Below are 25,408 nucleotides of genomic sequence, written 5' to 3'. Positions count from 1 at the left end.
GACCGGGCCATGGAACCGCGCCTCCCCGAGGATGCTCCCCCGGACGGGCCGTCGGGGACCATGCCCCTGTGGCGCCTGCTGCCCAATCTCGTCACCGTCGGGGCGATCTGCGCCGGCCTCACCGCCATCCGCTTTGCAGCACTGGGGGACTATCACCTCTCGGTGCTGCTGATCCTCGTGGCCGGCGCCCTCGATGCGGTGGACGGGCGCCTGGCCCGGCTGCTCCGCAGCGAGAGCGAGATCGGCGCCGAGCTCGATTCGCTGGCCGATTTCGTGAATTTCGGCGTGGCGCCGGGGCTGACGCTCTATTTCTGGTCGCTGGCCGATGATCGGGCCCTGGTCTGGGTCGTGGTCCTCGTGCTGGCCATCGCCTGCGTGCTGCGGCTCGCGCGGTTCAATGTCGGCGCGCGCAGGCCGAAGGAGGAACGGGATGACAGCCATTTCGTCGGTGTGCCGGCCCCGGCCGGGGCGGCGCTGGCCCTCGTGCCGATCTATCTCTCGGCCGTCTGGCCGGGGCTGCCCCGCCCGCCCCTGGTGATCGAGGCCTATGTCCTGCTCGTGGCCTATCTGATGATCAGCCGCATTCCCACGCCCTCCACCAAGGCCATGCGGATCCCCGCCGAGCGGGCGAAATGGGTGGTCGTCGGCTTTGTCGCGGCGCTGGCCCTCGTGCTGACATTCCCCTGGGTCACGTTGCTGCTGTTCTGCGCGGCCTATCTTCTGGTGGTGGCGCGGGCCGCTGTCCGCCGGTACAGGAGGAACTGAATGGAGATCGAGGCCGTCGAGGCAAGCTATCGCCGCTGGGCGCCGATCTATGACCGCACCTTCGGTGCCGTCACCCAGAGAGGCCGACGCGAGGCGGTGGCACGGATCAACGCGATCCCCCCGGGGCGGGACGGCGTGACGCGCGTGCTCGAGATCGGGGTGGGCACGGGGCTCGCGCTGCCCCATTACGCGCCCCATATCCGCGTGACCGGCATCGATGCCAGCGAGGCCATGCTCGAGCGCGCGCGGGCGGCCCATGGCCGGCGGCCCACGGTCGAATCCCTGCGGATCATGGATGCCCGCTCGCTCGACTTTGCCGATGAAAGCTTCGATGTGGTGGCGGCCATGCATGTCCTTTCCGTCGTGCCCGAGCCGCGCCGCGTGATGGCCGAGATCGCCCGCGTCCTGCGCCCCGGCGGACAGGCTGTCACGGTCACGCATTTCGCCGTCGAGGGGCGGGGCGCGCGGGCCGCGCTGGAGCGGGCGATGGCGCCGCTGGCCGACCGTCTGGGATGGCATTCCGACTTCTCCCGCGCCGAGGTCCTGTCCGAGCCGCGCCTGCGCCCGGGCGAGGAACGGCGCCTGCCGCCGCTCAGGCTGATGACGCTGCTGGTGCTGCACCGGATCTGACGGCACCTTGCACCCCGCGCCTGCGCTGCTAGCCTGCCGGCGCAGCACAACGGGGGGAAAGCGATGCAGGAACCAGTCCGCTGGGGCGTGCTGGGCGCCGCCAATTTCGCGCGCGAACAGATGGCGCGGGCGATCCACATGGCCGAAGGGGCCGATCTCGTGGCGCTGGCCACCTCGGATCCGGCCAAGGCCGAAGGCTTTCGCGCCTTCCAGCCGCGCCTGCGCGTGCATGACAGCTATGAGGCCCTGCTGGCCGATCCGGAGGTGGAGGCGATCTACATCCCGCTGCCCAACCATCTCCATGTCGAATGGACCATCCGGGCCGCAGAGGCCGGCAAGCATGTCCTCTGCGAAAAGCCCATCGCCATGGCCGAGGAGGAGTTCGACCGCCTCATCGCGGCGCGCGATCGGGCCGGGGTGCTCGTGGCCGAGGCCTACATGATCGTCCACCATCCCCAGTGGCAGCGGGCGCGCGAGCTCGTGCAGGGGGGGGCGATCGGGGCCCTGCGGCATGTGGATGCGGCCTTCAGCTATCACCTCACGGACATGGGCAATATCCGCAACCGGCCCGAGACCGGCGGCGGATCGCTGCCCGATATCGGCGTCTACACCTTCGGATCCACCCGTTTCGTCACCGGCGAGGAGCCGGAGGCCATCGAACACGCCCATGTCCGGCGGGAAAACGGGGTGGATGTCTTTGCCCATGTCGTCGCGCGCTTTCCCTCCTTCACCTGGTCGGGCTTCACGGCCATGCGCATGGCGCCGCGGCAGGAAGTCGTCTTCCATGGCGAAAGGGGGGTGCTGCGCGTGGCCCCGGCCCCCTTCAATGCCGGTGTCCATGACCTGGCGCAGCTGACGATCGAGATCGGCCACGAACGCCGGACCGAACGCTGGCCGACCGCGAACCACTATGTCCTGCAGGTCGAGGCCTTCGGCCGTTCGCTGCGCGAAGGGGTGCCCTACCCATGCCCCCTCGAATGGAGCCGTGGAACCCAGCGCATGATCGACATGGTCCTTGCGGCCGAGCGCGGACGCGCCTGACCACCCCCGGCCCGCCCCCCCGGCGTATCCGCCCCGGCCTCTGCCTGCGCGGGGTCTGCGTCGCCGGACGGGCGTCAGTCGCGGCCGAACAGGCCCCGGAGCGCCCGGCCAAGGACGGCCGTGACCGTCGGGCGCTCCTGCGAGAGGAAGGGCAGGGGGCGGCAGACCTCCATGGCGGCAAGGCCCACGCGGGCGGTGAGGGCGGCATTGACGACGCCCTCGCCGAAGCGGCGCGACAGACGGGCCAGCGCGGTCCCCCCCGCGACCGATCCGATCAGGTCATCGCCCACCGCCACGGCCCCGGTGGCGACAAGATGGGTCATCACCGCCCGCACCAGCCGCAGCGATTCGAGAAATCCCGAACGGCCCCCATAGATCCCGGCCACCCGCCGGATCATGCGCAGATTGGCCGCGAGGGCCGCGGCGACATCGGCCAGGGGCAGCGGCACCACCGCCGTGACGGCGGCCACCTGCCGCGCCGCTGCCTCCACCTCGCGCGAGGCGAGCCGGTCCAGCGGGACGAGCAGTTCGGCCTCGGCCAGCCGCAGAAGACCATCGGCGTCCAGAATCTCCGTGCCGTGCTGGCGGAGACGGGCCGCGGCGCCGGCCAGCTCTCCCCCGCGGCCGGCATGGAGATCCGCAAGATCCGCCGCGACGGCCCGCGCCTCGGCCAGGCTTCCGGTGGCCAGGGCCGTGGCGGCACGCCGCTGGAGATGGTCGATGCGGGCGAGGCGGCGGATGGCCAGCATCTCGCGCCCGGCGATGACGATGGCGACGACCACCGTTCCCGCCAGCAGGCCCGTGGCCACCGCCCCCAGAAGAGGGTGCCGCTCGAGAAGGCGCGCTGCCCAGTCCCAGGCGGCCAGCGACAGGGCGAAGAGAAGGAAACTGCCCAGAAGCGACCAGAACAGGCCGGCAAGGCGCGATCGCGGCCGCGCGGCAAGCCGCATGGCGCGGGCCATGGCGGGGGGCGGCGCGACCTCTTCCACGGGCGGGGCCGATTCGGGGGCCGGCGGCGGGAGGTCCCCCAGCTCCAGCAGGACGGGGCCGCGGGGGGGCGGGGCAGGGCGGTCGGGTTCGCTCACAGCCGGTCTCCGATCAGGAATTCCGCCGCCCGGTCGAGGCGGATATGGGGCGGACCCTCGCCCGGGCGCAGCGTCAGCGGGGCCGGGGCCAGATCCGGCATGGCAAAGCGCTCGCCGTCCCAGTCCCGGCCCGCGCGGGCAGGGGCCAGCAGGCGCGCGGGATCCTCCGGCAGGTCGCCGGGATGGAGCGCCACCTGCCGCCCGTCGGACAGCCGCCCGCGCACGACATCGATCATCTCTCCGCCAAGGCGTGCCTGATCCTCGACGGTGGTGCGCAGGGCGGCAATGGCCATGCTTTCGATGCGGGCGCCGGCAAAGGCGGCGCGGTCGCGCGCCTCGCGCAGCAGGGCCTCGGTCAGGGCTGCCAGGCGGGGGTGCTGGCTGTGATGGAGGTGATCGGCCTTGGTCGCCGCGAAGAGGATGCGCTCGACCCGCCGCTGACCGAGCAGCCGGGCCAGAGGGGCCGAACGGCCGGGGTTGAAGGCCGAGAGCACGCCGGCCATCGCCTCGCGCAGGTCGTCGAAGGCGCGCGGCCCGCGGGCCAGCGCGCCCAGAACGTCCACCAGAACCACCTGCCGGTCGATGCGCGCGAAATGGTCGCGGAAGAAGGGCTTCACGACCAGCCGCCGATAGGCGTCGTAGCGCCGGGCGGCCTCGCGCCAGAGACTGCCGCGGGGGGCGCCCGGTGCGGGCGGCAGGGGGGCGAAGGTCAGCGCGGGGGATCCCTCCATGTCGCCGGGAAGCAGGAAGCGGCCCGGCGCAAGATCGGCAAAGCCCGCCGCGCGCGATTCGCGCAGATGGGCGGCATAGGCCTCGGCCAGCGCCTTCAGCACGGGTTCGCCGGCAGGGGCGGCGGGATCGAGGCCCTTCAGACGGTCGAGGAAGGCCGTCCCCCCGGGCCGATGCCCCGCCTTGCGCAGGGCGGCCTCGGACCAGGCGGCATAGTCCTGCGACAGCAGCCCGAGGTCGAGCAGCCATTCGCCGGGATAGTCCACGATGTCGAGATGGAGCGTCCGTGGCCCGCGGAGCTGGCCCAGCAGGCCGCCCGGCGCCAGACGCAGCGACAGCCGGAGCTGCGAGATGCGCCGCGTCCCCTCGGGCCAGCGGGGCTGGGGCGCGGTCAGGGCGGCCAGATGATCCTCATAGGCGAAGCGGGCCACGCTGTCGTCGGGCTGGGGGCGGAGCCAGGCCGACAGGATGCGCCCTTCGGCATGGGCGCGCAGTTGCGGCATCCGCCCGCGGTCGAGCAGATTCGCCACCAGCGAGGTGATGAAGACCGTCTTGCCGGCCCGTGACAGCCCCGTGACGCCGAGCCGCAGCACCGGATCGCGGAAGGGGGCGGTCAGGCTTTCGGCCATGTTGCGCGTCGCATCCCAGGCATCCGTGGCCAGCCCGCCGATCATTCCTGTCTCCTCTTCCTTCGTGACGGGCCAAGATAGGGGCGGGCGCGCCGCTGTCACGCCCGCGGATGCGCCGCGTCATAGACCGCCAGCAGGCGGGTCATGTCGATGGCCGTGTAGCCCTGCGTCGTCGCGAGCGAGGCATGGCCGAGCAGCATCTGGATCGCGCGCAGATCGCCCCCGGCGGCCAGCAGATGCGTGGCAAAGCTGTGACGCAGCGCATGGGGTGTCGCCGTGGCCGGCAGGCCGAGGGCAAGCCGCGCCCGCTCCATCGCCCGCTGGACCAGGCGCGGATTGAGCGGTCCGCCCCGCGCCCCCAGGAACAGCGGACCCTCGCGCCGGATCGGATGGGGACAGAGACGGGCATAGAGGGCCACCGCCTCGCGCGCGACGGGAAGGGTGGGGACAAGGCGTTCTCTGCCCCCCTTGCCGGTGATGCGCAGAACCTCGGGCAGACTGGCCTCGCCTCCGCGCAGCGACAGGGCCTCGGACAGGCGCAGCCCGCAACCCCACAGCAGCGTGATCACCGCGGCATCGCGTGCGGCGATCCAGGGTTCGGCGGGCTCCTGTCCCACTGTTGCGAGCACGGCATGCGCGGCCTCGGGGGGCAGCGGACGGGGCAGGCGGGGTTTGGGGCGCGGCCCGCGGGCCGAAAGGGCGGCCGTGGCGTCGAAGCCCTCCCTCTCGGCCAGCCAGCGCAGGAAGCCCCGCACGGCCGAGAGGCGGCGCGCCAGCGAACGGGCCGACAGGCCGCGCCCGCGCTCATGCGCCATGAAGGCCCGCAGGTCCGCGACGGCAAGATCGGCGATCCCGGCCACCCCGCCTGCGCCACCCCGGTGCCCGGCCAGGAAATGCAGGAAGGCGCTCACATCAGCCGCATAGGCCGCCAGGGTATGGGGCGAAAGCCCCCGCCGTGCGGAGCCTTCGGCCAGCCAGTCCGACAGGGCCGCGCGCAGGGCGGGCGCGATGGCCAGGCCGTCGGTCATGGCCTGCTGGCCGTCATCGTCCGGCTCCTGTCATCCGCGATGCGTCGGTCAGGCCAGCCACCGCCGCAGTGCCCGTTCGAACACCGCGCCGAAGAAGGCCAGCAGGTCCGTCCCCTGCTGGGGCGAGAAATGATGCGGATCCTCGGACCCCAGGACCAGCATCCCCGGCCGCGTGCCGGGGCCGAGATCGAGCCGCAGACAGGCCTCGGAGCGGATGTCGGCGGCGCGGGCCCCATGGATGCGTTCGTCCTCGGGCCGGATCTGGCGCAGCGTCACCGCCCGCACCGGTCCGCCGCGCCCGAGCCGCAGATAGGCATCCACGAAGCCGGGCGGCTCGATCGAGAGCACGTCGGCCAGGTCACCCATCTCGGGCGCCCCCTGGCATGGGGGCTTTCGAGGACGAGGCGGAGGCTGTCCACACGCAGGATGTCGGCGACATCGCTGCCCAGATCCTGCAGAAAGACCTCGAAACGCGTGGGTTCCAGCAGGCGCAGGACGGCGCGGTGGATCTGGTTCGTCCCGGCGAGGTTCTCATAGGCGGCGGCGATCACGGAGCGGTGAGTATCCTCGAGCCGGTCGAGCCGGGCCTCGAGACGCGCCATGGCGATCCCGCGCAGATCCACGACATTCGGCCCCAGCGCCCGGTCCCCTGCGGCGACAAGGGCACGCATCACATCGGGATCGTCGAGAAGCAGCGAAGGATCCTTCAGGATTGTCTCGCGCAGGCGGGGTTCGATCTGGGGGCGCGTGGTCATGAGGGCGGCAGGCCTTCGTGGCAGGTCAGCTTCAGCCTAGCCCAAGGTGCGAGCTCTGGGCAGGGGGCCGTATTCGTCGGGCAAGGCAGAGCCCGGGGGGCGTGGCGCGGATGCCAGAGGGGCGGGTGCCCTTGCCGCTGCGGTCGAAGGAACATAGCATGAACCGTCAGCGGCAAGGAGGGATCGCCACCGACATGGCCAGCCGGCCCCGCACGATGCGCGCCCCCGCGCGGTTGCCCGACCTGCCCCGGACGGCGGGCGATCCCTTCGGGCCGGGTATCCCCCCCGCGGGAGGAGGCGGCGCCTGAGGCCGTCTCGTCCTCTCCTGCCCCCCAGCCCTCCGCACCGCCGCCGCCGCTCCGGCCGCCGCTCCCCGCGCCCGAGGAACCCCGCTTCGCCCCCGGCGAACGGATCGCGGTGCTGCCGCTCGGCGCGCTCGACCGTCTGCTCGACTACCGCGCGCCCGAGGGCGGCTGCGCCGCCGGTGCCTTCGTCGAGGTGCCGCTGGGGCCGCGACGGATCGTGGGAATCGTCTGGGGCCGCGGCACGGGCGACGTGCCCGAGGCACGGCTGCGGGCGGTGGGACGCATGCTCGACGCGCCTCCCCTGCGCGCGGGGATGCGCGAATTCCTCGGACGGGCGGCGGATTACACGCTGACGCCGCTGCCGGCGATGGTGCGGCTGGCCGCGCGCGCCCCCGGTCTGACCGAGGGACCGGCGACGCGCCATGTCTTCCGCCTCGGTTCCGGCACGGCCGGGCGGATGACGGAAGCCCGCGCCCGCGTCCTGCGTGTCCTGCGTGACCATCCCGAGAGCGCCTTCACCCCTGTCCGATCTCGCCGCGGCCGCAGGGGTAGGGACGGCCGTCATCCGCGGGCTCGTGGCGCAGGGGGCCGTGGTCGAGATGGAGGCCCCCCGCGACCGGCCCTATCCGGTGCTGGATCCCGACCATTCCGGTGTCGCGCTGACCCCCGACCAGAGGCGCGCCGCCGCCGCCCTGCGGATCGGGGTGGAAAGCCGCGCCTATGGCACGACCCTGCTCAAGGGCGTCACCGGCTCGGGCAAGACCGAGGTCTATCTGGAGGCGGTGGCCGAGACGCTGCGCCAGGGGCGGCAGGCGCTCGTCCTGCTGCCCGAAATCGCCCTGACGGGGGCCTTCCTCGCCCGGGTCGAGGCCCGTTTCGGCGCGCCGGCGGCCGAATGGCATTCGGGGATCACCCAGAGCGAACGCCGGCGCCTGTGGCGCCAGGTCGCCGAAGGGGGGGCCTCGCTGGTCGTGGGGGCGCGGTCGGCCCTGTTCCTGCCCTTTCGCGATCTCGGGCTGATCGTCGTGGACGAGGAACATGACAGTTCCTACAAGCAGGAGGACGGTGTCCTCTACAATGCCCGCGACATGGCAGTGCTGCGCGCCTCCGTCGAGGGGGCGCAGGTGATCCTGGCCTCCGCCACCCCCTGCCTCGAAAGCTGGTGGAATGCCGAACAGGGCAAATATGCACGCCTCACCTTGCCGGCACGGGTGGGGCTGGCCCTGCTGCCCGATCTGCAGGCGATCGACATGCGGCAGGAGGAGATGGGGCGCGGCAACTGGATCTCCCCGACGCTGGCGGCGGCTGTCGCCGGGCGGCTGGAGCGCGGCGAGCAGGCGCTGCTGTTCCTCAACCGGCGGGCTATGCGCCGGTGACGCTCTGCCGGGCCTGCGGGCATCAGATCGGCTGCCCGCATTGCGATGCGCGTCTGGTGGAGCACCGCTTCCTGCGCCGTCTCATGTGCCATCAGTGCGGAGAGACCCAGCCCATCCCGCTGGCCTGTCCCGAATGCGGGGCCGAAGGCAGGCTGTCGCCGGTCGGGCCGGGGGTGGAACGGCTGGCCGAGGAGGTGGCAACGCTGTTTCCCGCCGCGCGCACGGCGGTGCTGTCCTCGGATCTCTACGGCTCTGCCCGTTCCTTGCGCGAGGCGATCGAACGGATCGCCGATGGCGGGGCGGATATCGTGATCGGAACCCAGCTTGTGGCCAAGGGGCACAACTTTCCCCGCCTCACCCTTGCCGGGGTGATCGATGCGGATCTGGGCCTGTGGGGGTCGGATCTGCGCGCGGCCGAACGGACCTTTGCACTGATCCGGCAGGTCTCGGGCCGGGCGGGGCGGGCAGACCGGCCGGGACAGGCGCTGATCCAGACCTATCAGCCCCATCATCCCGTCATCCAGGCGATCCTGCGGGGCGATGACGAAGGCTTCTGGCGGGCCGAGGCCGAGGGGCGGCGTCTGGCTGGAATGCCCCCCTTCTCAAGGCTCTGCGCCCTGATCCTCAGCAGCGAGAATGCGCAGGATGCGATGGACAAGGCCACCGAGCTGGCCCGCCATGCCGATCCGCTGAAGCGCATCGGCGCGGATGTCTGGGGCCCTGCACCTGCCCCCATCGCCCGCATCCGCGGCCGCCACCGGGTGCGCCTTCTGGTGCGGGCGCCGCGGGCGGCCCCCCTGCAGCAGGCGGTGGCCGAATGGGTCGCGCCGCTGCGCCTCAGCGGCGATCTGCGCCTCGTGATCGATGTGGATCCGCAGAGTTTCCTGTAGGATTTCCTGCAGGGAAGGGCTGGCCGCAGCCCCGTCGTCTTGCTAGCGTCCGCCCGCGGGATGGGGCTTCCCGACAACCGCCTTGTGGCTGATGGCTCCTGCTGCGGGAGGCCCGGGGCCGCCGCAGCGGGAGGATGCGTCGCATGTCCCGCCTGTCCGGTCCTCGGGTTTCGTCCCGCATCGTGATGTCGCGGGCCGAAAGGACTGGGAGATGGGATATCTGATCGTGTTCCTGGGGGCGGGCCTCGGCGGGGCCTGCCGGCATGGGGTCAATCTGATGGGATTGCGGCTGCTGGGGTCGGGCTTTCCCTGGGGAACCCTGACCGTCAACATCTGCGGCAGCCTCCTGATGGGCATCCTGGCAGGCTGGGGCGCCCTGGCGGGCAATCTGCCGCAGGAGCTCAGGCTGTTCCTCGCCACCGGGCTGCTGGGCGGTTTCACGACCTTTTCGGCCTTCTCGCTGGATGTCGTCCTGCTGTGGGAAAGCGGGAGGGCCGGCCTGGCGGTGCTGTATGCGCTGGGCTCGATGATCCTGTCGATCGCGGGGCTGTTTCTCGGCCTGGCCGTCATGCGCACGCTTGCGGCAGGGGCGGGCGGATGAAGGGGCTTCTGCTGTCCTGGCAGGCCTGGGCGCTGCTTTCGGCGGCCTTCGCGGCGCTGACGGCGATCTTCGCCAAGATCGGGGTGGAAGGCGTCAACCCCGATTTCGCCACCTTCCTGCGCATGCTGGTCGTGATCGCGGCGCTGAGCCTGATCCTGTCCGCAACGGGACAATGGCAGGATCCGCGGGGCCTGTCGGCCCGCAGCGGGGTCTTCCTGATCCTCTCCGGTCTGGCCACCGGCGCCTCCTGGATCTGCTGTTTCCGGGCGCTCCGGCTCGGTCAGGCGGCGCAGGTGGCGCCCATCGACAAGCTCAGCGTCCTGCGCGTCGCGCTGTTCGGCGTCCTGTTTCTGGGCGAGAGGCTTTCCGGCCCGAACTGGCTGGGGGTGGCGATGATCGCCGGGGGGGCGGTGCTCCTGGCCTGGAAGGGCTGACAGAGAGCTCCGGCAGGCGCGGGCTTGCCAGGCCCTGCCGCAGGCGGCTGACGCAGGGCCGGCTTGCGCCTATATGCTGCCCGAGCAGGATCAGGAGCCGCCCCGATGTTCACCCTCTTTGCCGACAAGTCCCGCATGGTCGCCGAGGCCGACGCCCTGCCGGGCCGTCCCCATCCGATCCCCACCGCCGACCGCCATGCCGTCACCGGCCGGCCGCTCACGCTCGAGGTGCCGGAGGGGATGGAGGTTGCCGTCTTCGGCATGGGCTGCTTCTGGGGGGTGGAGCGGCTGTTCTGGCGTCTTCCCGGCGTGTGGTCCACGATGGCCGGCTATGCCGGGGGCTACACCCCGAACCCCACCTATGAGGAAACCTGCACCGGCCTGACCGGCCATGCCGAGGTGGTGCGCGTGGTCTTCGACCCCGGGATGGTCTCCTATGCGGATCTCCTGCGCGTCTTCTGGGAGAATCACGATCCCACTCAGGGGATGCGGCAGGGCAACGACCGGGGGACGCAATACCGTTCGGCGATCTACTGGACCACGGAGGACCAGCGCGCGGCCGCCGAATCCTCCCGCGCCGCCTATGAGGCCCGGCTGCGCGCGGCCGGCTACGGGCCGGTGACGACCGAGATCGCCCCCCTGCGCGCCTTCTACTGGGCCGAGGACTATCATCAGCAGTATCTGCACAAGAATCCCGGTGGCTATTGCGGGATCCGCGGCACGGGGGTGAGCTGCCCCGCAGGCCCGGATGCCTGAGAAGGAAGCAGAGCCGGGAGAATTCGCAAAAGGCGGCGGCGTGGCACCGGATCCCTCTGGCCGACGCCGCGTCGCGGCGTTAGGCATGCGGCCATGCCCGTTGACGGAGACCCCCGCATGAGACCGCTGCCTCTTGCCGTCCTTCTTTCCCTTGCCGCCGCGCCCGCCCTTGCGCATCTCGATCCGGGCGAGCACGGATCCTTCCTGGCCGGGGTCACGCATCCGCTGTTCGGGGCAGATCATGTGCTCGCCATGATCGCGGTGGGCCTGTGGGGTGCGGTGCTCGGCGGGCGGGCGCGGCTGTGGCTGCCCACCGCCCTCGTCGGGGCGATGGTGCTGGGCTTCGGGCTGGCGCTGGGCGGCATCCCGCTGCCCTTCGTCGAGCCGATGATCCTCGCTTCCGTGCTGCTGCTCGGTCTGGCGGTGGCCTTGTGGTGGCAACTGCCCATGGCGGCGGCCGCGGGCCTTGTGGCGCTGGCGGGCCTGGCCCACGGCCATGCCCATGGGGGCGAGCTCGGTGAAGCCGGGGCGCTGGCCTTCGGCGCGGGCTTCGTCCTCGCCACGGCGGCGCTGCACGGGGTCGGGCTGCTGCTCGCCTGGGGTGCCTGGCGCGGGCATGAGCGGATCGTCCGCGGGATGGGGGCCGTGGTGGCGCTGGCCGGCCTCTGGGTTGCCGCGGGATGACGATCTACGCCGCGATGACCACCCTCGCCGGCCGCGAGGCTGCCGAGGCCCTCGCCGAAGCCGTCGAGAGGCTGGACCCCCCGCCCTTCGCCGTCGGCCATTTCGAGATCGAGGACGGATCCGGCCTGTTCGAGGTGAGCGTCCATTTCGAACAGGCCCCGGATATCGCCGCGCTCGCCCTGCTGGCCCTCGTGCATGGGGCGCGCGACTGGACGGTGTCCGAGGTGCCCGATGTGGACTGGGTCGCCAAGGTGCGGCGCGACCTGCCGCCGGTCGAGGCCGGGCGCTTCTTCCTGCATGGCGCGCATGATGCGGACAAGGTTCCGCCAGGACGCGTAGCCCTTCTGATCGAGGCGGCGATGGCCTTCGGCACCGGCCATCACCCGACGACCGTCGGCTGTCTTCTCGCGCTCGACCGGCTGGAGGGAGCCGGCTTCGTGCCGCGGACGGTGGCCGATATCGGGGCGGGGACGGCGGTGCTGGCCATGGCGGCGGCGCGGCTCTGGCCGCAGGCACAGGTGACGGCGGGCGACATCGATCCCGTGGCGGTGGAGACGGCCACCGCCAACTGCGCCGCCAACGCTCTGCCGCATATCCGCTGCGTCGAGGCCGCGGGTCTGGACCATCCCGCGCTTGCGGGCCCCTTCGACCTGATCCTGGCCAATATCCTGAAGGCCCCCCTGATCGGGATCGCGCCCGATGTCGCGGCCGCCTGCGCGCCCGGCGCGCGGGTGATTCTATCCGGCATCCTCCGCGATCAGGCCACGGAGGTCGCCGCGGCCTATGCACGCTTCGGCATCAATGAGGCCACCCGCGAAGAGATTGGTGACTGGACGACGCTGGTCCTGACTGCCTGAGGCAGGAATATGGCGATCGGGCAGGATTTGCCTTGATTCTGCCTGATTCTGGAGCCAACTTCGCCGCATCAGCGGGGTGGGGGCCCTGACTGGACAGACGGATGGATCCGATGACCCACGCCGCCTTCGACCGGCGCCTGCGCGCGCTGTCGCGAAAGCATGACCGCATGGCCCGCGGTATCGTCTACCGGATCGGGCGGGACGGCCTGATCACCGCGCATCCCAGGCCCCTGGCTCCGCGCTTTCCCCTGAAGGCGCTGATGGGGCTGGTCTTCGCCGCCTTCGGCTTCAAGATCGCCCTCTTCAGCCTCATCGGGCCCGAGGTCTACGAGGCCCGTCTCGCCCATCTTCGGGCAGGAAGCCTCGTGGAACAGGCGGGGGCCTGGCTCATGCAGCCCGATGGGGTGACACGCGCCGGCGCCGCCGTGCTGGACGCCTTCCGCTGAGGATCCGGCCCGGGCCCCGCCCGGCCGGGGCCGGATTCGAACGCTCGCCGCCTCTGGCGCCGATCCCACAGCGAGGTCAGGGGGCATGAGGGAAGACCCGCCGCATCACCCCGGCTGACCTGTTGGCCTTCTGCCCCTGATGAAGGGGCCGGATGTCAGTCGATCAGGACAAGCACCCGGTCCCCCTCCTGACGGACGGGATATGTCCTGAGATTGATGCAGACAGGGGCGCGTCTGGCCTCGCCGGTGCGATAGTCGAAACGGCCGTTGTGCTTGGGGCATTCGATCAGATGGCCCATGACCAGCCCTTCGGCGAGGTGCACCTGCTCATGCGTGCACAGGCCGTCCGTGCAGAAGAACGCGCCTTCAGGGCTGCGGTAGAGCGCATAGCTGCGCCCGTCGTGATCCCAGCGCATCACGTCTTCCCTTTCGATGTCATCCGCGGCGCAGGCATCGATCCATGGCATCTGGGGTCTCCTCGGCTTGTTTGGCGCGGCCTCAGTCGTCCGGCAGGTTCTCGCGCAGGATGATCGCCAGTCGCGGCGGCACGAGCGTGTAGGCTTCCTGGCGCGCGGCACGGATCAGGATGTTCAGGGCCTCGCGGGCCTCCACGCGGGGATTCTGGTCGATCACCGCGTCCAGCACGCCTTCGAGCAGGAGGCGCTTGTTGTCCTCGGTCGCCTCGTGGCCGATCAGGACGACCCGCCCTGCCAGGCCCCTCTCGGACAGGGCTCGGGCAATGCCGCCGGTTCCCGCCCCGGCATTGTAGATGGCCGACAGATTGGGATGTGCCTCGAGGATGGCCTGCGTCTCGGTATAGGCCCGGTCGTAATCATCCATGATCTCGCGCTGCTCGACGATGGAGGCTCCGGGAAAATCCTCAGCCAGGACGGAGCGGAACCCCATCTCGCGTTCCTCATGGCCACGGTAGAAGCGCGAGCCGGCGAAGAAGGCGATCCGGGCGCTGGTCCCGCGTCCCAGGAAGCGCCCCATGACATAGCCGGCCAGGCGCCCCGCCTGCCGGTTGTCGATGCCCACATAGGCTAGACGCGGCACATGCTGCACGTCGGAGGCCAGGGTCACGACCCGCACGCCCCGCCGGTCGAGACGGCGGATCCCCTCGCGCACCAGCGGATGGTCGAGCGCGACAAGCGCCACCCCGTCCATGTCGGGCCCGATCTCATCGAGGCGCCGGGCCAGGCTGTCGGGATTGAAGCCCTCGATCATCTCCACCTGCGCCTCGACGGCATCATATGCGGCAGCCTGCGCCCCGATCTGGTGGCGAAGGGCGTGCATGAAGGCATTCGTTCCTGCCGGAAGCAGGAACAGAAGCCGGACCGGGCGCAGGGGCGTGGGGCGGGGGGCGGTGGCAGCTTCCTCGGGGAGATAGCCGATCCGCCTGGCCGTCGCCAGGACGATCTCCCGCGTGCGGGGCTTCACACCCTGACGGTTGTTGAGCACCCGATCCACGGTGGCGGAGGAAACCCCCGCCTCGCGGGCAAGATCCTGGAGGGTCGGTCGGGAGGTCACAGGCATGGAGGCGGGGTCCACTCTGGTCCAGGGGCAGGTCCAACTGGCAAAGCATGACACGACAGACAAGGCTTTGCGGCACCGACCTTCTGCTGCGGCGCTCTCCTCCCCTTGATGATTGAAAATGATTTGATTTCCATCAATCCGGATCTCGCGACGCCCCGATGTCGCGGTGGATCTGGGGCAGGGCGAAGTCCTGCATCGAAACGGAGGGGATGGGACTCATCAAGGAATTCATCAATAATTCCAATATGTTCTCGACAATCCAGGGCAAGAAGTCCTTCATTCATGCTCATCACTTATCCTCATTCACAGCAAAGTCCACACAAAAAATGATTGACATAGATGTTTAAATGATCAAATAACATCGGCAAGGGTGAGGAGGACACCCCGGGGGGAGGGGATCCATGGCCACAACGGATGGCATCACGCGGCGCGCGCTTCTCAATCGCGGTTTCACCTTTGGCGTCTATGGTGCTGCCATCGGGATGGCCCCCCGCTTTATCCGCCCTGCCTGGGCGCAGGAGGGGCTTGCCCCTGGGATGATCGGGGGGCCGACTGGCTTTCCAGGGGCCGAGCGTTATCAGTATGGCCCCGATACGCCCGAGGGTCGCGCCGTGGAGGCGGCCCGCGCCATGGTCGGCAACGGCACGGCCCCTGCGCGGATCGTGCTTGGCCTGTCGGACGGCTCCATCGGTCAGCTCACCCAGCCTTTTCCCGCTGGCGCCCCCTCCGTGAAGGAGCTCTGGGAGCGCGAGACCGGCATCCCCATCGAGATCGTGGGCCTGCCCAACGGGCAGGAGTTCACAAAGGTCATGCAGGACATCTCCACCCAGGGCGGGGGGTTCGACATCTATTCGGTCGAATGGAACCGTCTGGGCGATCTGGCGGAATCCGGCGGCATCGCCAATCTTGACGAATTCGTCGCCGCCTACCGCCCCGAATGGGACGATCCCGAAGAAGGCTATGTGGGCGGGGCGCAGGGCGTGGCGCTGCTCAACCAGTATCGCGGGTCCACCTATGGGGTGTCGCTCGACGGCGATTTCCAGTCCTGGTTCTATCGGGCCGATCTGTTTGCCGATCCGGCGGAGCAGGAAGCCTTTGCCGCCCGCTACGGCTATCCTCTCGCGCCGCCCCGCACCTGGAAGCAGCATGCCGAGATGGCCGCCTTCTTCCATCGTCCCGATCGAGGCCTGTTCGGGTGCACGGATCTGCGCAATCAGGGCTGGGGCTATACCAACTGGTATCAGCGCTATGTCACGATGAAGGCGCCGAACCAGTTTCTCTTTGCGGATGACGGCACGCCGCTCATCCATGGTCCGGAGGGGGTTCAGGCGACGCAGGAATATGTGGACAGCCTGTCCCATCACTCGCCGGATGCGATTTCCTGGGGCTGGCCTGAACAGTATGGTAATTTCGGCTCGGGTGGGGCGGCGATGACCTGCGCCTTCTCGAACCTGCCGAAGTTCCTCGACAATCCGGGCAATGCCGGCAGCAGTGTCACCGGCAAGGTCGGCTCCATGCTGCCTCCCGGTCGGGAAGTGGGGGGCGGGATCAACAGCCGCTCGGTGCTCTGGTATTCGCTGACAGGGATGGTCTCGGCCCAGAGCCGCGCGCGCGAGGCGGCCTATCTGCTGCTCCAGTGGCTCGGCTCGGCCCGCATCTATGCCTGGATGTCGGCGAATCCGGGCGGCTATCTCGATCCGTTCCGCCTGTCGGACTTTGCCGATCCGCTCGTGCAGGAAACCTACCACGCCTATCACATCGCGGTCCTGCGGGAGACGGTGGCGCGAAGCGTCCCCACGATCAACTATCCGGGTGCCACGGCCTTTCACAACGCGCTGGACCAGAATTTGATGGCCGCTCTGACCGGCGAGAAGACCGCCGAACAGGCGATGGCCGATACGGCCTCCGAATGGGAGCGGATCGTCCGTCGCACCGGCGAGGACAAGGTCGTGGATGCGATCCAGAAGGCCAAGGCCGCCTGGCCCACCATCATCGATCCGATCGCCTGATGCTTCGACCGGGGACGGGATTTCTTGCCCGTCCCTCCCCCCCGGACGCGTCCCATGAGCCGATCCCTTTCCTTTGAGTGCCTTCGCTATGCCGCGATCCTTGTCGCGCTGGCGATCACGCTCGTGCCGATCCTCTGGATGGTCTCCATGGCCTTCAAGCCTGTCGCGGAATGGCAGGCCACGGGGTCCGACCTGACCTGGATCCCGAAGGACCCCACGCTCGACAATTTCCGCTACATCTTCGGGGAATCCTCCTCCAACCTCATCGTCGCGCTCGAGCGGACGGCCGTGAAGCCGATCCTGTCCTCGCTTCTGTCCGCGACGCTCGGGACGCTCATCGCCATGAGTGCGGGCACGGCCGCAGCCTATGGCCTTTCCCGTTACGGCACTGGAGCCAACCTGCCGCTTGCGCTTCTTCAGCTCCGGCTTTTTCCGCCGATGGCCGTGATGATCCCTGTCATGGTCATGTGGTCATGGCTGGGCCTCATGGACAGCTGGTATGGGCTTGCGCTGATCTACGGCATCGTGACCCTTCCTTTCGCCTTTTGGCTGATGAAGGTCTTCTTCGACGACATGCCGCGCGAAATCGAAGAAGCGGCGCAGGTCGAAGGCTGCTCGCGCTGGCGCGTCTTCACCCGGGTGACGCTGCCCATGATGCGGGCGCCCCTCGCCTCGGCGGCACTCTTCGTCTTCATCCTGAACTGGTCGGACTATCTGATCGCGCTTCTGCTCACGACCCGCGAATGGGTCACGATCCCGGTCTACATGGCCTCGCTTTCCTCCTCGATGACCGGGCAGCTCTATGGTGCAAAGGCGGCTCTGGGCCTCATCGCCGCGGTGCCGCCCGTCCTCCTCGGTATCATGATCCAGCGCCACCTCGTGCGCGGGCTGACCTTCGGAGCACTCAGACAATGACCCTGTCGGACGCTGCCCGCCGCCCTGCCGTCTCCTCCGTGCCCAGACCGCGCGACGAAGGAGCCGCGCTCGGTTTCCGGCTGACGCTGCCTGCCCAGATTCTGGTGCTGTTCATCGCGGTCTTTCCGCTGCTGATGCAGCTCTATCTCTCGCTGACCGACTGGGCGCCGCTGACCGGCACCGCCTGGCCCCGGGCCTGGGAATACTGGAACGCCGGCGCCAACTATGTCGATCTCCTGTCGGACCGCCGACTGTGGGACGCCCTGGCCCGGACGGGTCTGATCATCCTGATCTGCGTGCCAGTGCAGTTCCTGCTGGGCCTCGGCCTGGCACTTCTCTTCGTGGACGACTTCCCCGGCAAGCGCCTCGCTTATTCCATCCTCATCATGCCGATGATGGTCGTCCCTGCGGTGGCCGGCTACATGTTCTTCATGCTGTTCCAGTCGGGGGGGCCGATCAACGGACTCCTCGGAAGCCTGATCGGCCGCGATCTGGCCATCGCCTGGCTGTCCGATCCGGTGTTGGCTCTCGTGGCCGTCATGCTGGCGGACATCTGGCAGTGGACGCCGCTGATGTTCCTGATCCTGCTTGCCGGCCTTGTCGGCGTGCCTGCGGATCAGATGAAGGCGGCGGCCCTGCTGGGTGCTTCGCCCTGGCAGCGCTTCGTCACCATCGTCCTGCCGCGCATGCGGCCGATCATCGCCATCGCGCTGGCCATCCGTGTCATCGAGATCTTCAAGATCTTCGATACCCTCTACATCATGACGGGAGGTGGGCCCGGCTCTGCCACCGAAACGATCAGCGTCTACATCTACGAGGTCACGACGCAGGACCTCGTTTGGGGTTATGTAGCCGCCATCGGGCTGGCCATCCTGATCGTCCTGTCCGTCATCGCGGCCTTCGCTGTCCGGCGCCTGGGGGAGAGCCGGGCATGAGCGCGATCCGTCTGGAGAATCTGGTCAAGCGGTATGGGTCCTTCACCGCCCTCAGGACCATGGACCTGCTGATCGAGGATGGAGAGTTCATGGCGCTGCTCGGCCCATCCGGCTGCGGCAAGTCCACCACCATGAACATGATCGCCGGCATGGAACGGCCAAGCGAGGGACGCATCCTCTTTGGCGACCGCGACATGACCGGCGTGCCTATGGGCCGGCGCGGAGTGGGCTTTGTCTTCCAGAACTTTGCCATCTTCACCCATATGACGGTCCGGCAGAACCTGAGCTACGGGCTGCGCATGGCCAAGCTGCCGCAGGCCGAGACGGAGCGGCGCACCCTGGCCATCGCCGAGTTCCTGCGCCTCACGCCGTTTCTGGACCGCAGGGCCGACGGGCTCTCGGTCAACATCCTCCAACGCGTGGCGATTGGCCGTTCGGCCGTGATGGAACCGGCCATCTTCCTTCTCGACGAACCGCTGTCGAATGTGGACGCGGCCTTCCGCGCCGTGATGCGGGCCGAGCTGAAGCAGCTCCAGCGCCAGTTCCGCCAGACCATGGTCTACGTCACCCATGACCAGCTCGAGGCGATGACCATGGCAGACCGCATCGCAGTGATGGATCATGGCGTGCTCCAGCAGGTGGGACGCCCGATCGAGGTCTATAACGATCCGGTCAACATCTTCGTCGCCACCTTCATCGGAGCGCCGGGGATGAACCTCCTGAAGGGACGCCCCGTGCAGACCGACCGCGGCCTTGCCGTCGATCTCGGTCCGCTGGGCATCAGCCCGCCTCTGGGGTCTGCGCAGGCCTGCGCCCTTCGGGCAGCCTCGGGCGAGGTGATCTACGGCTTCCGCCCCGAGCAGGCTTCGCTCGCGCCCCCCGGCGAGGGAATCCCGGGCTCCGTTACCTTTGAGGAGCGGATCGGTGCCCGCAGCATCGTCCATCTGGGTGAAGGTTCCACCGCCTTTAGGGCCGTGTTCGAGAAGGATGTCCCCCTCGCCATGGGGGATGTGGCCCATGTCCTGCCCCATCCCGATGCGGTCCGCCTGTTCGATGCATCCACCGGCCGGGTCCTGAAGGGATAAGCGCATGGCCGAGATTGCCTTCCGCAATGTCTGCAAGTCCTACGGCGCGACGGTAGCCGTGAAGGACATGACCTTCACGGTTCACGACAACGAATTCTTCTGCTTCTTCGGCCCCCCGCTTTCGGGCAAGACGACGATCCTGCGCCTGATTCTCGGTCTGGAACGACCCGATTCGGGCGAGATCCTGATCGATGGCCGCCCGGTGAACGGCGTGGCCCCGGCCGGGCGGAACATCGCCATGGTCTTCCAGAACCTGGCGCTCTTTCCGCACATGACGGCCGAAGAGAATATCCGCTTCCCGCTCGTGGAAAGGGGCGAGAGGCCCGATCGCATCGCCGCCCGTGTGGGCGAGGTCGCGCGCAAGCTCCGTATCGGCCACATCTTGCACAAGCCTCCGGCCCTGCTGTCGGGAGGAGAGCGGCAGCGCGTGGCCATCGCCCGCGCCCTCGTGCGCGATCCAGTGGCCTATCTGATGGATGACCCCATCTCGGCCCTCGACGCCCGCCTGCGCGAGGAGGCCCGCGTGGAGCTCAAGCGCATCCAGCGTGAGGCGGGCCGTACGCTCATCTATGTCACCCATGACCAGGAGGAGGCCATGTCGGTCGCCGATCGCATGGCCATCCTCGAGGAGGGGTGCCTCAGCCAGATCGGCACTCCGTCGGAGATCTATGACCGCCCGGTCAGCGCCTCGGTCGCCTGTCTTCTGGGTTCGCCCGTGATGAACATCCTGCCCCTCACGAAAGAGGGGACGGCGGCGGGCGGGGCGATCCGTCTGCCGCCCGTCCTGCGCCCCCAGGCGGCTGCCTTCATCGGCATCCGGCCCGAGAATCTTCATGTTCTGCAACAGGATAATGATGAGGATGGCTCCTGCCGGGTGACCGATGTGGAGCCGCTGGGCGGAACGACTGTCGTGACCGTCGATGCCGGCGGGGCCGTGCTGCGTGCGGTCCTGCGCGGCCAGCCCGACATCCACATCGGCAGCCGCGTCACGATCCGGGTGGATGTCGCGCATGTGCATTTCTTCGGCAGCGGCGGTGAGGCCCTGCACCAGCACAGGGAAGGACTGGCATGAACCTGACGAATCCCATGGCGGGCTTTGCCCCGGACCCGGAGGTCCGCACCAACACGCTCCGCATCGGCTGCATCGGCGCGGGAATGATCATGGCCGAATGTCATCTTGCGGCCTATCGGCAGGCGGGTTTTCCGGTCGTCGCCATCGCCTCGCGCACCCCCAGCCGTGCGAGGGCGGTGGCTGATCGCTGGGGCATTCCCGTGGTCCATCCCACCCCGGAGGCGCTGATCCGCGATCCGGGCATCGAGATCCTCGACATCGCCTATCCGCCGGACCAGCAGCCTGCCCTGATCCGGGACGCTCTGGCCCAGCCCCATATCCGGGGGATCCTCGCCCAGAAGCCGCTGGCCCTGACGCTGGCCGAGGCCATCACCCTGCGGGACGAGGCCGCGGCCGCCGGCAAGGTCCTGAGCGTCAACCAGAACATGCGCTACGACCAGTCGATGCGCGTGCTGAAGCAGATCCTCGATCGCGGCGACCTGGGAGAGCCCGTCTTCGCCCAGATCGACATGCATGCGATCCCGCACTGGCAGAGCTTCCTTGCGGAGTATGACCGCCTGACCCTCGCCAACATGGCGGTCCATCATCTTGATGTGCTGCGCTTTCTCTTCGGCGATCCCGAAGAGATCACCACCGTCACCCGCCGCGATCCGCGCACCCGCTTCGATCACAGCGATGGCATCACCGTCTCGACGCTCCGCTTCCCGTCCGGCCTTCTTGCGCTTAGCCTCGAGGATGTCTGGTCGGGCCCGCGCGAGCCCGGCTACAAGGATGACCAGCACATCGCCTGGCGTGTGGAGGGCACCGATGGCGTCGCCAAGGGCACGATCGGCTGGCCCGTCGGCGTGCCGTCCACCTTGACCTTCGCCTCCCGCAGAACGACGGGCGGCGAATGGGTCACCCCCCGATGGGAGACGATGTGGTTTCCGCACGCCTTTGTCGGCGTCATGGAGCAGCTCCAGCACGCGATCGCCACCGGCACGCCACCCGCCCTGTCGGTCGAGGACAATATCAGGACTGTGGCGCTCATCGAGGCCGGCTACCGCTCCATCGCCGAGAAGCGGACCGTGCGGCTCGACGAAATCGGCATCCGCTAGCCAAAGGACGAGGGGAGGACTTCACACATGTTCCAGACGGGCATCTTCACGGGTTATTTTCCCTATGGTCTGGAGGAGACGGCGCGGCGCATCCGCGCCCATGGCTTCAACACCGTCCAGCTCGACCTGCATTTCAAGGACCTCGATGTCGGGCCGGGTCAGCTGACGGCCGAGAAGTGCCGGATGATCCGTGACACCTTCCGCAATCACGACCTGCCGATCTGCTGCATCTCGGGCTACACCAACCTGATCCATCCCGATCTCGACAGGCGCAAGGCCAATATCGAGCGCCTGAAGGAGATCATCCGCCACGCCCGGCAGCTTGGCAGCCCGTATGTCATTTCCGAGACGGGAACCTACAACACCGAATCCGAATGGATGCACGATCCGAAGAACAAGACCGAGGAGGGGTTCGAAACCTGCGCCGCGGTCATCGAGGACCTCGCGCGCGAGGCCTATGATCATGGCGCCGTGTTCTGCATCGAGACCTATGTCAACAATGTCGTGGGCTCGGTCGAGGAGACGGTCCGGATGTTCGCGCGCGTGGATCATCCCGGCCTCGGGCTGCTGATGGATCCCACGAACTATTTCGAGGACCACAATTTCGACCGGATGGACGAGGTCATCAATCAGGTCTTCGACACGCTCGAGGACAAGATCCGCATCGCCCATGCCAAGGACGTGGCCCGCACCACGGACACGAGCGAGAAACATGCCGATATCGGCGACGAGGATGCGCTCTCCTCGCATACCTTCCGCGGAGTGGGCGCGATGGTGCTCGATGCGCCGGGGTTGGGGAATCTGAACTACGATCTCTATCTGCGCCGCCTCTCGAGGAAGCATCCCAACATCCCGATCATCATCGAGCATCTGACCGAGGATGATGTGCCCCGGTCGAAGAAGTTCCTCGAGGACAGGATGCGCGCCAACGGCGTCTGATCGGGGGTTCGGCGCGGGGCGGAGGCGCCGGGTGATGCCGCCCCGTGCAGGCCATCTCCGGCAAGCCCGGCTCGCCGGATCCGGACAAGCGGGAATGGAGGACTTCCCATGATGAGACTGAAGCTTGCTGCTGGCCTGTCCATGCTGGCGCTGCCCGCACTGGCCCAGGACGGCCGGCCGGTATTCTATATCCTGAGCCATGGCGGTCCTTCTGACGCCTTCTGGGTGGACTGGAATGCTGGTGCCACCGCTGCCTGCGAACAGCTGGATGTCGTCTGCAACATCTCGTTCGCGAACGGGGATTTCGCCGTTCAGAAGGAGGCCTTCAACGCCGCCATCGCCGCCCGCCCCGACGGTATCGCCACCACCGCTGCGCAGCCGGGGCTCTGGGTCGAGGAAGTGCCCGCCGCGCAGGCGGCAGGGATTCCGGTCGTGTTCTTCAACACCGACGACAGCGCGATCCCGCGGGATGCCTATGTCGGTGCCGATCTGCGCAGCGTCGGCAGGATGTGGGCGCAGTTCCTCGTCGACGGCGGTCATGTGCAGTCGGGAGATCACGTCTTCATGCCCGTCGAGGTGCCGGGCGCGTCCTATCAGACCCTCGAGACCGAGGGGATCGCCTCGGTCTTCGATCCGCTGGGCATCACCTACGAGGTCTTCGATGCCGGCACCGATCCGGCCGAGGTCATCTCCCGGATGTCGGATTATCTGACGGCCAACGAACCGGCTGCGATCATCGGTCTGGGCGATACCGTTGCCGCCTCGATCCGTCCGGCGATGGAGCAGAACGGAATTGCCGCCGGAGATATACCCGCCATCGGCTGGGGCAATTCCCTGGCCGCGGCCGAGGCGGTGCGCGACGGCTATCTCCTTGCCGCGGCCTGGCAGTTTCCCTCGGCGCAGGGCTTCATGCCGGTCGCGCTCCTCAGCCTCAGGGCCTCGGGCCAGCCGATCGGTTATGATATCATCACCCTGTCGCTCTATGATGCCGGCACGGTGCAGCCGATCCTGGACCACTATGCCGAATGAATCCCGGCCCCGGCCTCATCGCCGGGGCTGCACCGGACCGGATCCATGACCGCATTCCTCCGAAGGCCCCAGGCGGCCTCCCTCATCATCCTCATCCTGCTGCTTGCCGCCTTCGCGATCAGGGCGCCGATGTTCTTTTCCGAACGCAACATCAGCAACATGCTGGCCTTCATGCCCGAACTGGGGCTGATCGCGATCGCCATGTGCCTGCTGCTGACCGCGGGGGAATTCGACCTGTCGGTCGGCGCGGTCTTCGGATTCATACCCTGCGTGGTGATGATCCTGGTGCAGGGCGGGCACCTCCCCCTCGGCGCGGCGCTGGCGGCGGGCCTGCTGATCGCGCTGCTGATCGGCCTGATCAACGGGCTGATCGTGACCAAGGTCGGGATCTCGTCCTTTCTGGTCACACTTTCGATGCTGCTGATCGTGCGCGGCACCGCCCTCTATGTGACGCAGGGCTTTCCCCTCTCTTCCTGGAACGAGACGGGGGGGCTGGCATCGCTCCTTGCGGGGCAGTTCGATCTGGGCGGGCTGCGGCTTCATGCTTCGCTGATCTGGTTCCTGATCCTTGCGGCCATCGCCGCCTATGTCCTGAACCTTGCCAAGCTGGGATCCTGGATCGCTGCCATCGGATCGAACCGCGCCGCTGCGGTGGCGCGTGGGGTGCCGGCCGATGCGGTCAAGATCGGCCTGTTCATGGCGACATCGGCGATGGCCGGTTTCGCCGGCATGATCTCGGCCTTCCGCATCAACAATGCCAACCCGAATTCCGGGACCGGATACGAGCTGGAGGTCATCGCCATGGTCGTCGTCGGCGGCACCGCTCTGACCGGGGGCAGGGGCACGATCCTGGGCACCATCGTCGGCGTCATCATGCTGCGGGCCATCCGCAACGGCATCGTGATGATCGGGGTTCCGGCTCTGGCCTATTCCATCTTCGTCGGGGGGGATCATCCTGACCATGCTGGTCCTGCATGCGGGACTGCGGCGGATCGGGGGGCGCCTGTGATGAGGGAGGTCCTGCGCATCACCGGTCTGGCCAAGTCCTTCGGTTCGGTTGCGGCCCTGAAATCCGCCTCCTTCTCGGTGCATGAAGGGGAGGTCCTCGCCCTTCTGGGCGACAATGGCGCGGGCAAGTCCACGCTGATCAAGGTCGTCTCGGGCGTCCACCGTCCCGACCGGGGCGAGATCGTCGTCAATGGCGTGCCGGTCACCATCCGCAATGCGCGGGACGCCATGGCGGCCGGAATCGAGACGATCCATCAGGACACCTCTCTGGCCCCCGACCTGTCCATCGCCCGAAACCTCTTTCTCGGGCGCGAACCGGTCAGGATGGGCTGGCTCGGCCCCTTTGCGCCCATCGACCGCGCCATGCTGCGCGAGGCGACGGGCCGTCTGCTGCGCCGGGTCGGGATCACGCGGGCGCTGGATGCCGATGCTCCGGTCGCCACACTTTCGGGAGGCGAACGCCAGTCCATCGCCATCAGCCGCGCCATGCAGTTCGCGGCCCGGGTCATCATCCTGGACGAGCCCACCAACAATCTGGGCGTCGAGGAAACCCACGGCGTCCTGCGCTTCGTGCGAGAGATGAAGGCAGCAGGCCATGCGGTGATCCTTGTCACGCACAATATCCATCACGTCTTCCAGGTTGCGGATCGTGCGATCGTGATGCGCCGGGGTGAGGTGGTGGCCTCCGTCAGCCTGGGCGATGTGGACATCATGGATGTCGAGGGCCTCATCATGGGCGTCGATCTCAAGGCCACAGGAGCACTGTCGTGAT

General features: G+C 68.5%; 24 protein-coding genes, 2 pseudogenes and 1 riboswitch. Of the genes and pseudogenes, 20 read left to right on the top strand and 6 right to left on the bottom strand.

Going from position 1 to position 25,408, the window contains the following annotated elements:
* Positions 1–9: 9 nt before the first annotated feature.
* The 3 genes from RUTHE_RS07285 (at position 10) to RUTHE_RS07275 (ending at position 2,436) form a co-directional block, all read left to right on the top strand.
* A complete protein-coding gene (locus tag RUTHE_RS07285; protein ID WP_021097700.1) occupies positions 10–765 on the top strand; it encodes a CDP-alcohol phosphatidyltransferase family protein in 756 nt (251 codons plus the stop codon).
* A complete protein-coding gene (locus RUTHE_RS07280; RefSeq protein WP_021097699.1) occupies positions 766–1,395 on the top strand; it encodes a class I SAM-dependent methyltransferase in 630 nt (209 codons plus the stop codon).
* Positions 1,396–1,458: 63 nt separating this feature from the next.
* Positions 1,459–2,436, top strand: coding sequence for a Gfo/Idh/MocA family protein (locus RUTHE_RS07275; protein ID WP_021097698.1), 978 nt, complete (start codon positions 1,459–1,461; stop codon positions 2,434–2,436).
* A gap of 74 nt (positions 2,437–2,510) precedes the next feature.
* On the opposite strand, the gene RUTHE_RS07270 is transcribed toward RUTHE_RS07275, so the two are convergent.
* The 4 genes and pseudogenes from RUTHE_RS07270 to RUTHE_RS07255 form a co-directional block, all read right to left on the bottom strand.
* Entirely contained in the window at positions 2,511–3,521 is a 1,011-nt protein-coding gene (locus RUTHE_RS07270; RefSeq protein WP_021097697.1) for a YcjF family protein, read from the bottom strand.
* The gene (locus tag RUTHE_RS07265) at positions 3,518–4,924 is read right to left on the bottom strand and encodes a YcjX family GTP-binding protein (RefSeq protein ID WP_021097696.1); all 1,407 of its coding nucleotides are present in this window, start codon (positions 4,922–4,924) and stop codon (positions 3,518–3,520) included. The genes RUTHE_RS07270 and RUTHE_RS07265 overlap by 4 nt, the downstream gene beginning before the upstream one ends.
* Before the next feature lie 53 nt (positions 4,925–4,977).
* Entirely contained in the window at positions 4,978–5,907 is a 930-nt protein-coding gene (locus RUTHE_RS07260; RefSeq protein WP_021097695.1) for a tyrosine recombinase XerC, read from the bottom strand.
* Positions 5,908–5,955: 48 nt separating this feature from the next.
* Positions 5,956–6,662, bottom strand: a pseudogene (locus tag RUTHE_RS07255) (DUF484 family protein).
* Between the two features lie 158 nt (positions 6,663–6,820).
* Between RUTHE_RS07255 and RUTHE_RS16640 the strand changes: the two are divergent.
* The 8 genes and pseudogenes from RUTHE_RS16640 (at position 6,821) to RUTHE_RS07220 (ending at position 13,011) form a co-directional block, all read left to right on the top strand.
* Positions 6,821–6,970, top strand: coding sequence for a hypothetical protein (locus tag RUTHE_RS16640; RefSeq protein WP_158453421.1), 150 nt, complete (start codon positions 6,821–6,823; stop codon positions 6,968–6,970).
* Positions 6,971–7,073: 103 nt separating this feature from the next.
* Positions 7,074–9,233 (top strand): annotated as a pseudogene (locus tag RUTHE_RS07250) (primosomal protein N').
* Between the two features lie 47 nt (positions 9,234–9,280).
* Positions 9,281–9,341, top strand: a riboswitch (Fluoride riboswitch).
* Positions 9,342–9,444: 103 nt separating this feature from the next.
* Positions 9,445–9,834 (top strand): fluoride efflux transporter CrcB, encoded by a 390-nt coding sequence (crcB, locus tag RUTHE_RS07245; RefSeq protein ID WP_021097689.1) that lies wholly within the window; start codon positions 9,445–9,447, stop codon positions 9,832–9,834.
* Complete coding sequence (locus RUTHE_RS07240; RefSeq protein ID WP_021097688.1) at positions 9,831–10,268, top strand: EamA family transporter; 438 nt, start codon at positions 9,831–9,833, stop codon at positions 10,266–10,268. Before crcB ends, RUTHE_RS07240 begins: the two co-directional genes overlap by 4 nt.
* 105 nt (positions 10,269–10,373) lie before the next feature.
* Complete coding sequence (msrA, locus tag RUTHE_RS07235) at positions 10,374–11,024, top strand: peptide-methionine (S)-S-oxide reductase MsrA (protein ID WP_021097687.1); 651 nt, start codon at positions 10,374–10,376, stop codon at positions 11,022–11,024.
* A gap of 117 nt (positions 11,025–11,141) precedes the next feature.
* The gene (locus tag RUTHE_RS07230; RefSeq protein WP_021097686.1) at positions 11,142–11,708 is read left to right on the top strand and encodes a HupE/UreJ family protein; all 567 of its coding nucleotides are present in this window, start codon (positions 11,142–11,144) and stop codon (positions 11,706–11,708) included.
* The gene (locus RUTHE_RS07225) at positions 11,705–12,565 is read left to right on the top strand and encodes a 50S ribosomal protein L11 methyltransferase (RefSeq protein WP_021097685.1); all 861 of its coding nucleotides are present in this window, start codon (positions 11,705–11,707) and stop codon (positions 12,563–12,565) included. The genes RUTHE_RS07230 and RUTHE_RS07225 overlap by 4 nt, the downstream gene beginning before the upstream one ends.
* 110 nt (positions 12,566–12,675) lie before the next feature.
* Positions 12,676–13,011: a hypothetical protein gene (locus tag RUTHE_RS07220; protein ID WP_021097684.1), complete on the top strand. Its 336-nt coding sequence runs from the start codon at positions 12,676–12,678 to the stop codon at positions 13,009–13,011.
* 155 nt (positions 13,012–13,166) lie between these two features.
* Here RUTHE_RS07220 and RUTHE_RS07215 read toward each other — a convergent pair whose 3' ends face one another.
* Both RUTHE_RS07215 and RUTHE_RS07210 read right to left on the bottom strand, forming a co-directional pair.
* Positions 13,167–13,478 carry a MocE family 2Fe-2S type ferredoxin gene (locus RUTHE_RS07215; RefSeq protein ID WP_021097683.1) on the bottom strand — a complete coding sequence of 104 codons (312 nt, stop codon included), beginning with the start codon at positions 13,476–13,478 and terminating at the stop codon, positions 13,167–13,169.
* Between the two features lie 31 nt (positions 13,479–13,509).
* Positions 13,510–14,547, bottom strand: a complete 1,038-nt coding sequence (locus tag RUTHE_RS07210) for a LacI family DNA-binding transcriptional regulator (RefSeq protein WP_021097682.1) — start codon at positions 14,545–14,547, stop codon at positions 13,510–13,512.
* Between the two features lie 401 nt (positions 14,548–14,948).
* Between RUTHE_RS07210 and RUTHE_RS07205 the strand changes: the two genes are divergently transcribed.
* From RUTHE_RS07205 to RUTHE_RS16975, 9 genes are all read left to right on the top strand, one after another.
* Positions 14,949–16,556 (top strand): extracellular solute-binding protein, encoded by a 1,608-nt coding sequence (locus tag RUTHE_RS07205; protein ID WP_021097681.1) that lies wholly within the window; start codon positions 14,949–14,951, stop codon positions 16,554–16,556.
* Positions 16,557–16,610: 54 nt separating this feature from the next.
* Positions 16,611–17,471 (top strand): carbohydrate ABC transporter permease, encoded by an 861-nt coding sequence (locus RUTHE_RS07200; protein WP_021097680.1) that lies wholly within the window; start codon positions 16,611–16,613, stop codon positions 17,469–17,471.
* A 38-nt stretch (positions 17,472–17,509) separates the two neighbouring features.
* Entirely contained in the window at positions 17,510–18,406 is an 897-nt protein-coding gene (locus RUTHE_RS07195) for a carbohydrate ABC transporter permease (RefSeq protein ID WP_245542195.1), read from the top strand.
* Complete coding sequence (locus RUTHE_RS07190) at positions 18,403–19,491, top strand: ABC transporter ATP-binding protein (RefSeq protein WP_021097678.1); 1,089 nt, start codon at positions 18,403–18,405, stop codon at positions 19,489–19,491. The genes RUTHE_RS07195 and RUTHE_RS07190 overlap by 4 nt, the downstream gene beginning before the upstream one ends.
* Before the next feature lie 4 nt (positions 19,492–19,495).
* The gene (locus RUTHE_RS07185) at positions 19,496–20,563 is read left to right on the top strand and encodes an ABC transporter ATP-binding protein (RefSeq protein WP_021097677.1); all 1,068 of its coding nucleotides are present in this window, start codon (positions 19,496–19,498) and stop codon (positions 20,561–20,563) included.
* Positions 20,560–21,660: a Gfo/Idh/MocA family protein gene (locus RUTHE_RS07180; protein ID WP_021097676.1), complete on the top strand. Its 1,101-nt coding sequence runs from the start codon at positions 20,560–20,562 to the stop codon at positions 21,658–21,660. The genes RUTHE_RS07185 and RUTHE_RS07180 overlap by 4 nt, the downstream gene beginning before the upstream one ends.
* A gap of 27 nt (positions 21,661–21,687) precedes the next feature.
* Complete coding sequence (locus RUTHE_RS07175) at positions 21,688–22,599, top strand: sugar phosphate isomerase/epimerase family protein (protein ID WP_021097675.1); 912 nt, start codon at positions 21,688–21,690, stop codon at positions 22,597–22,599.
* A 108-nt stretch (positions 22,600–22,707) separates the two neighbouring features.
* Entirely contained in the window at positions 22,708–23,628 is a 921-nt protein-coding gene (locus RUTHE_RS07170) for a substrate-binding domain-containing protein (RefSeq protein WP_021097674.1), read from the top strand.
* 45 nt (positions 23,629–23,673) lie between these two features.
* Positions 23,674–25,407, top strand: coding sequence for an ABC transporter permease subunit (locus RUTHE_RS16975; RefSeq protein WP_021097673.1), 1,734 nt, complete (start codon positions 23,674–23,676; stop codon positions 25,405–25,407).
* Position 25,408: the final 1 nt, after the last annotated feature.

The sequence above is a fragment of the Rubellimicrobium thermophilum DSM 16684 genome, assembly GCF_000442315.1.
GTDB lineage: Bacteria > Pseudomonadota > Alphaproteobacteria > Rhodobacterales > Rhodobacteraceae > Rubellimicrobium > Rubellimicrobium thermophilum.
This window is presented reverse-complemented; position numbering and strand designations above follow the sequence as displayed.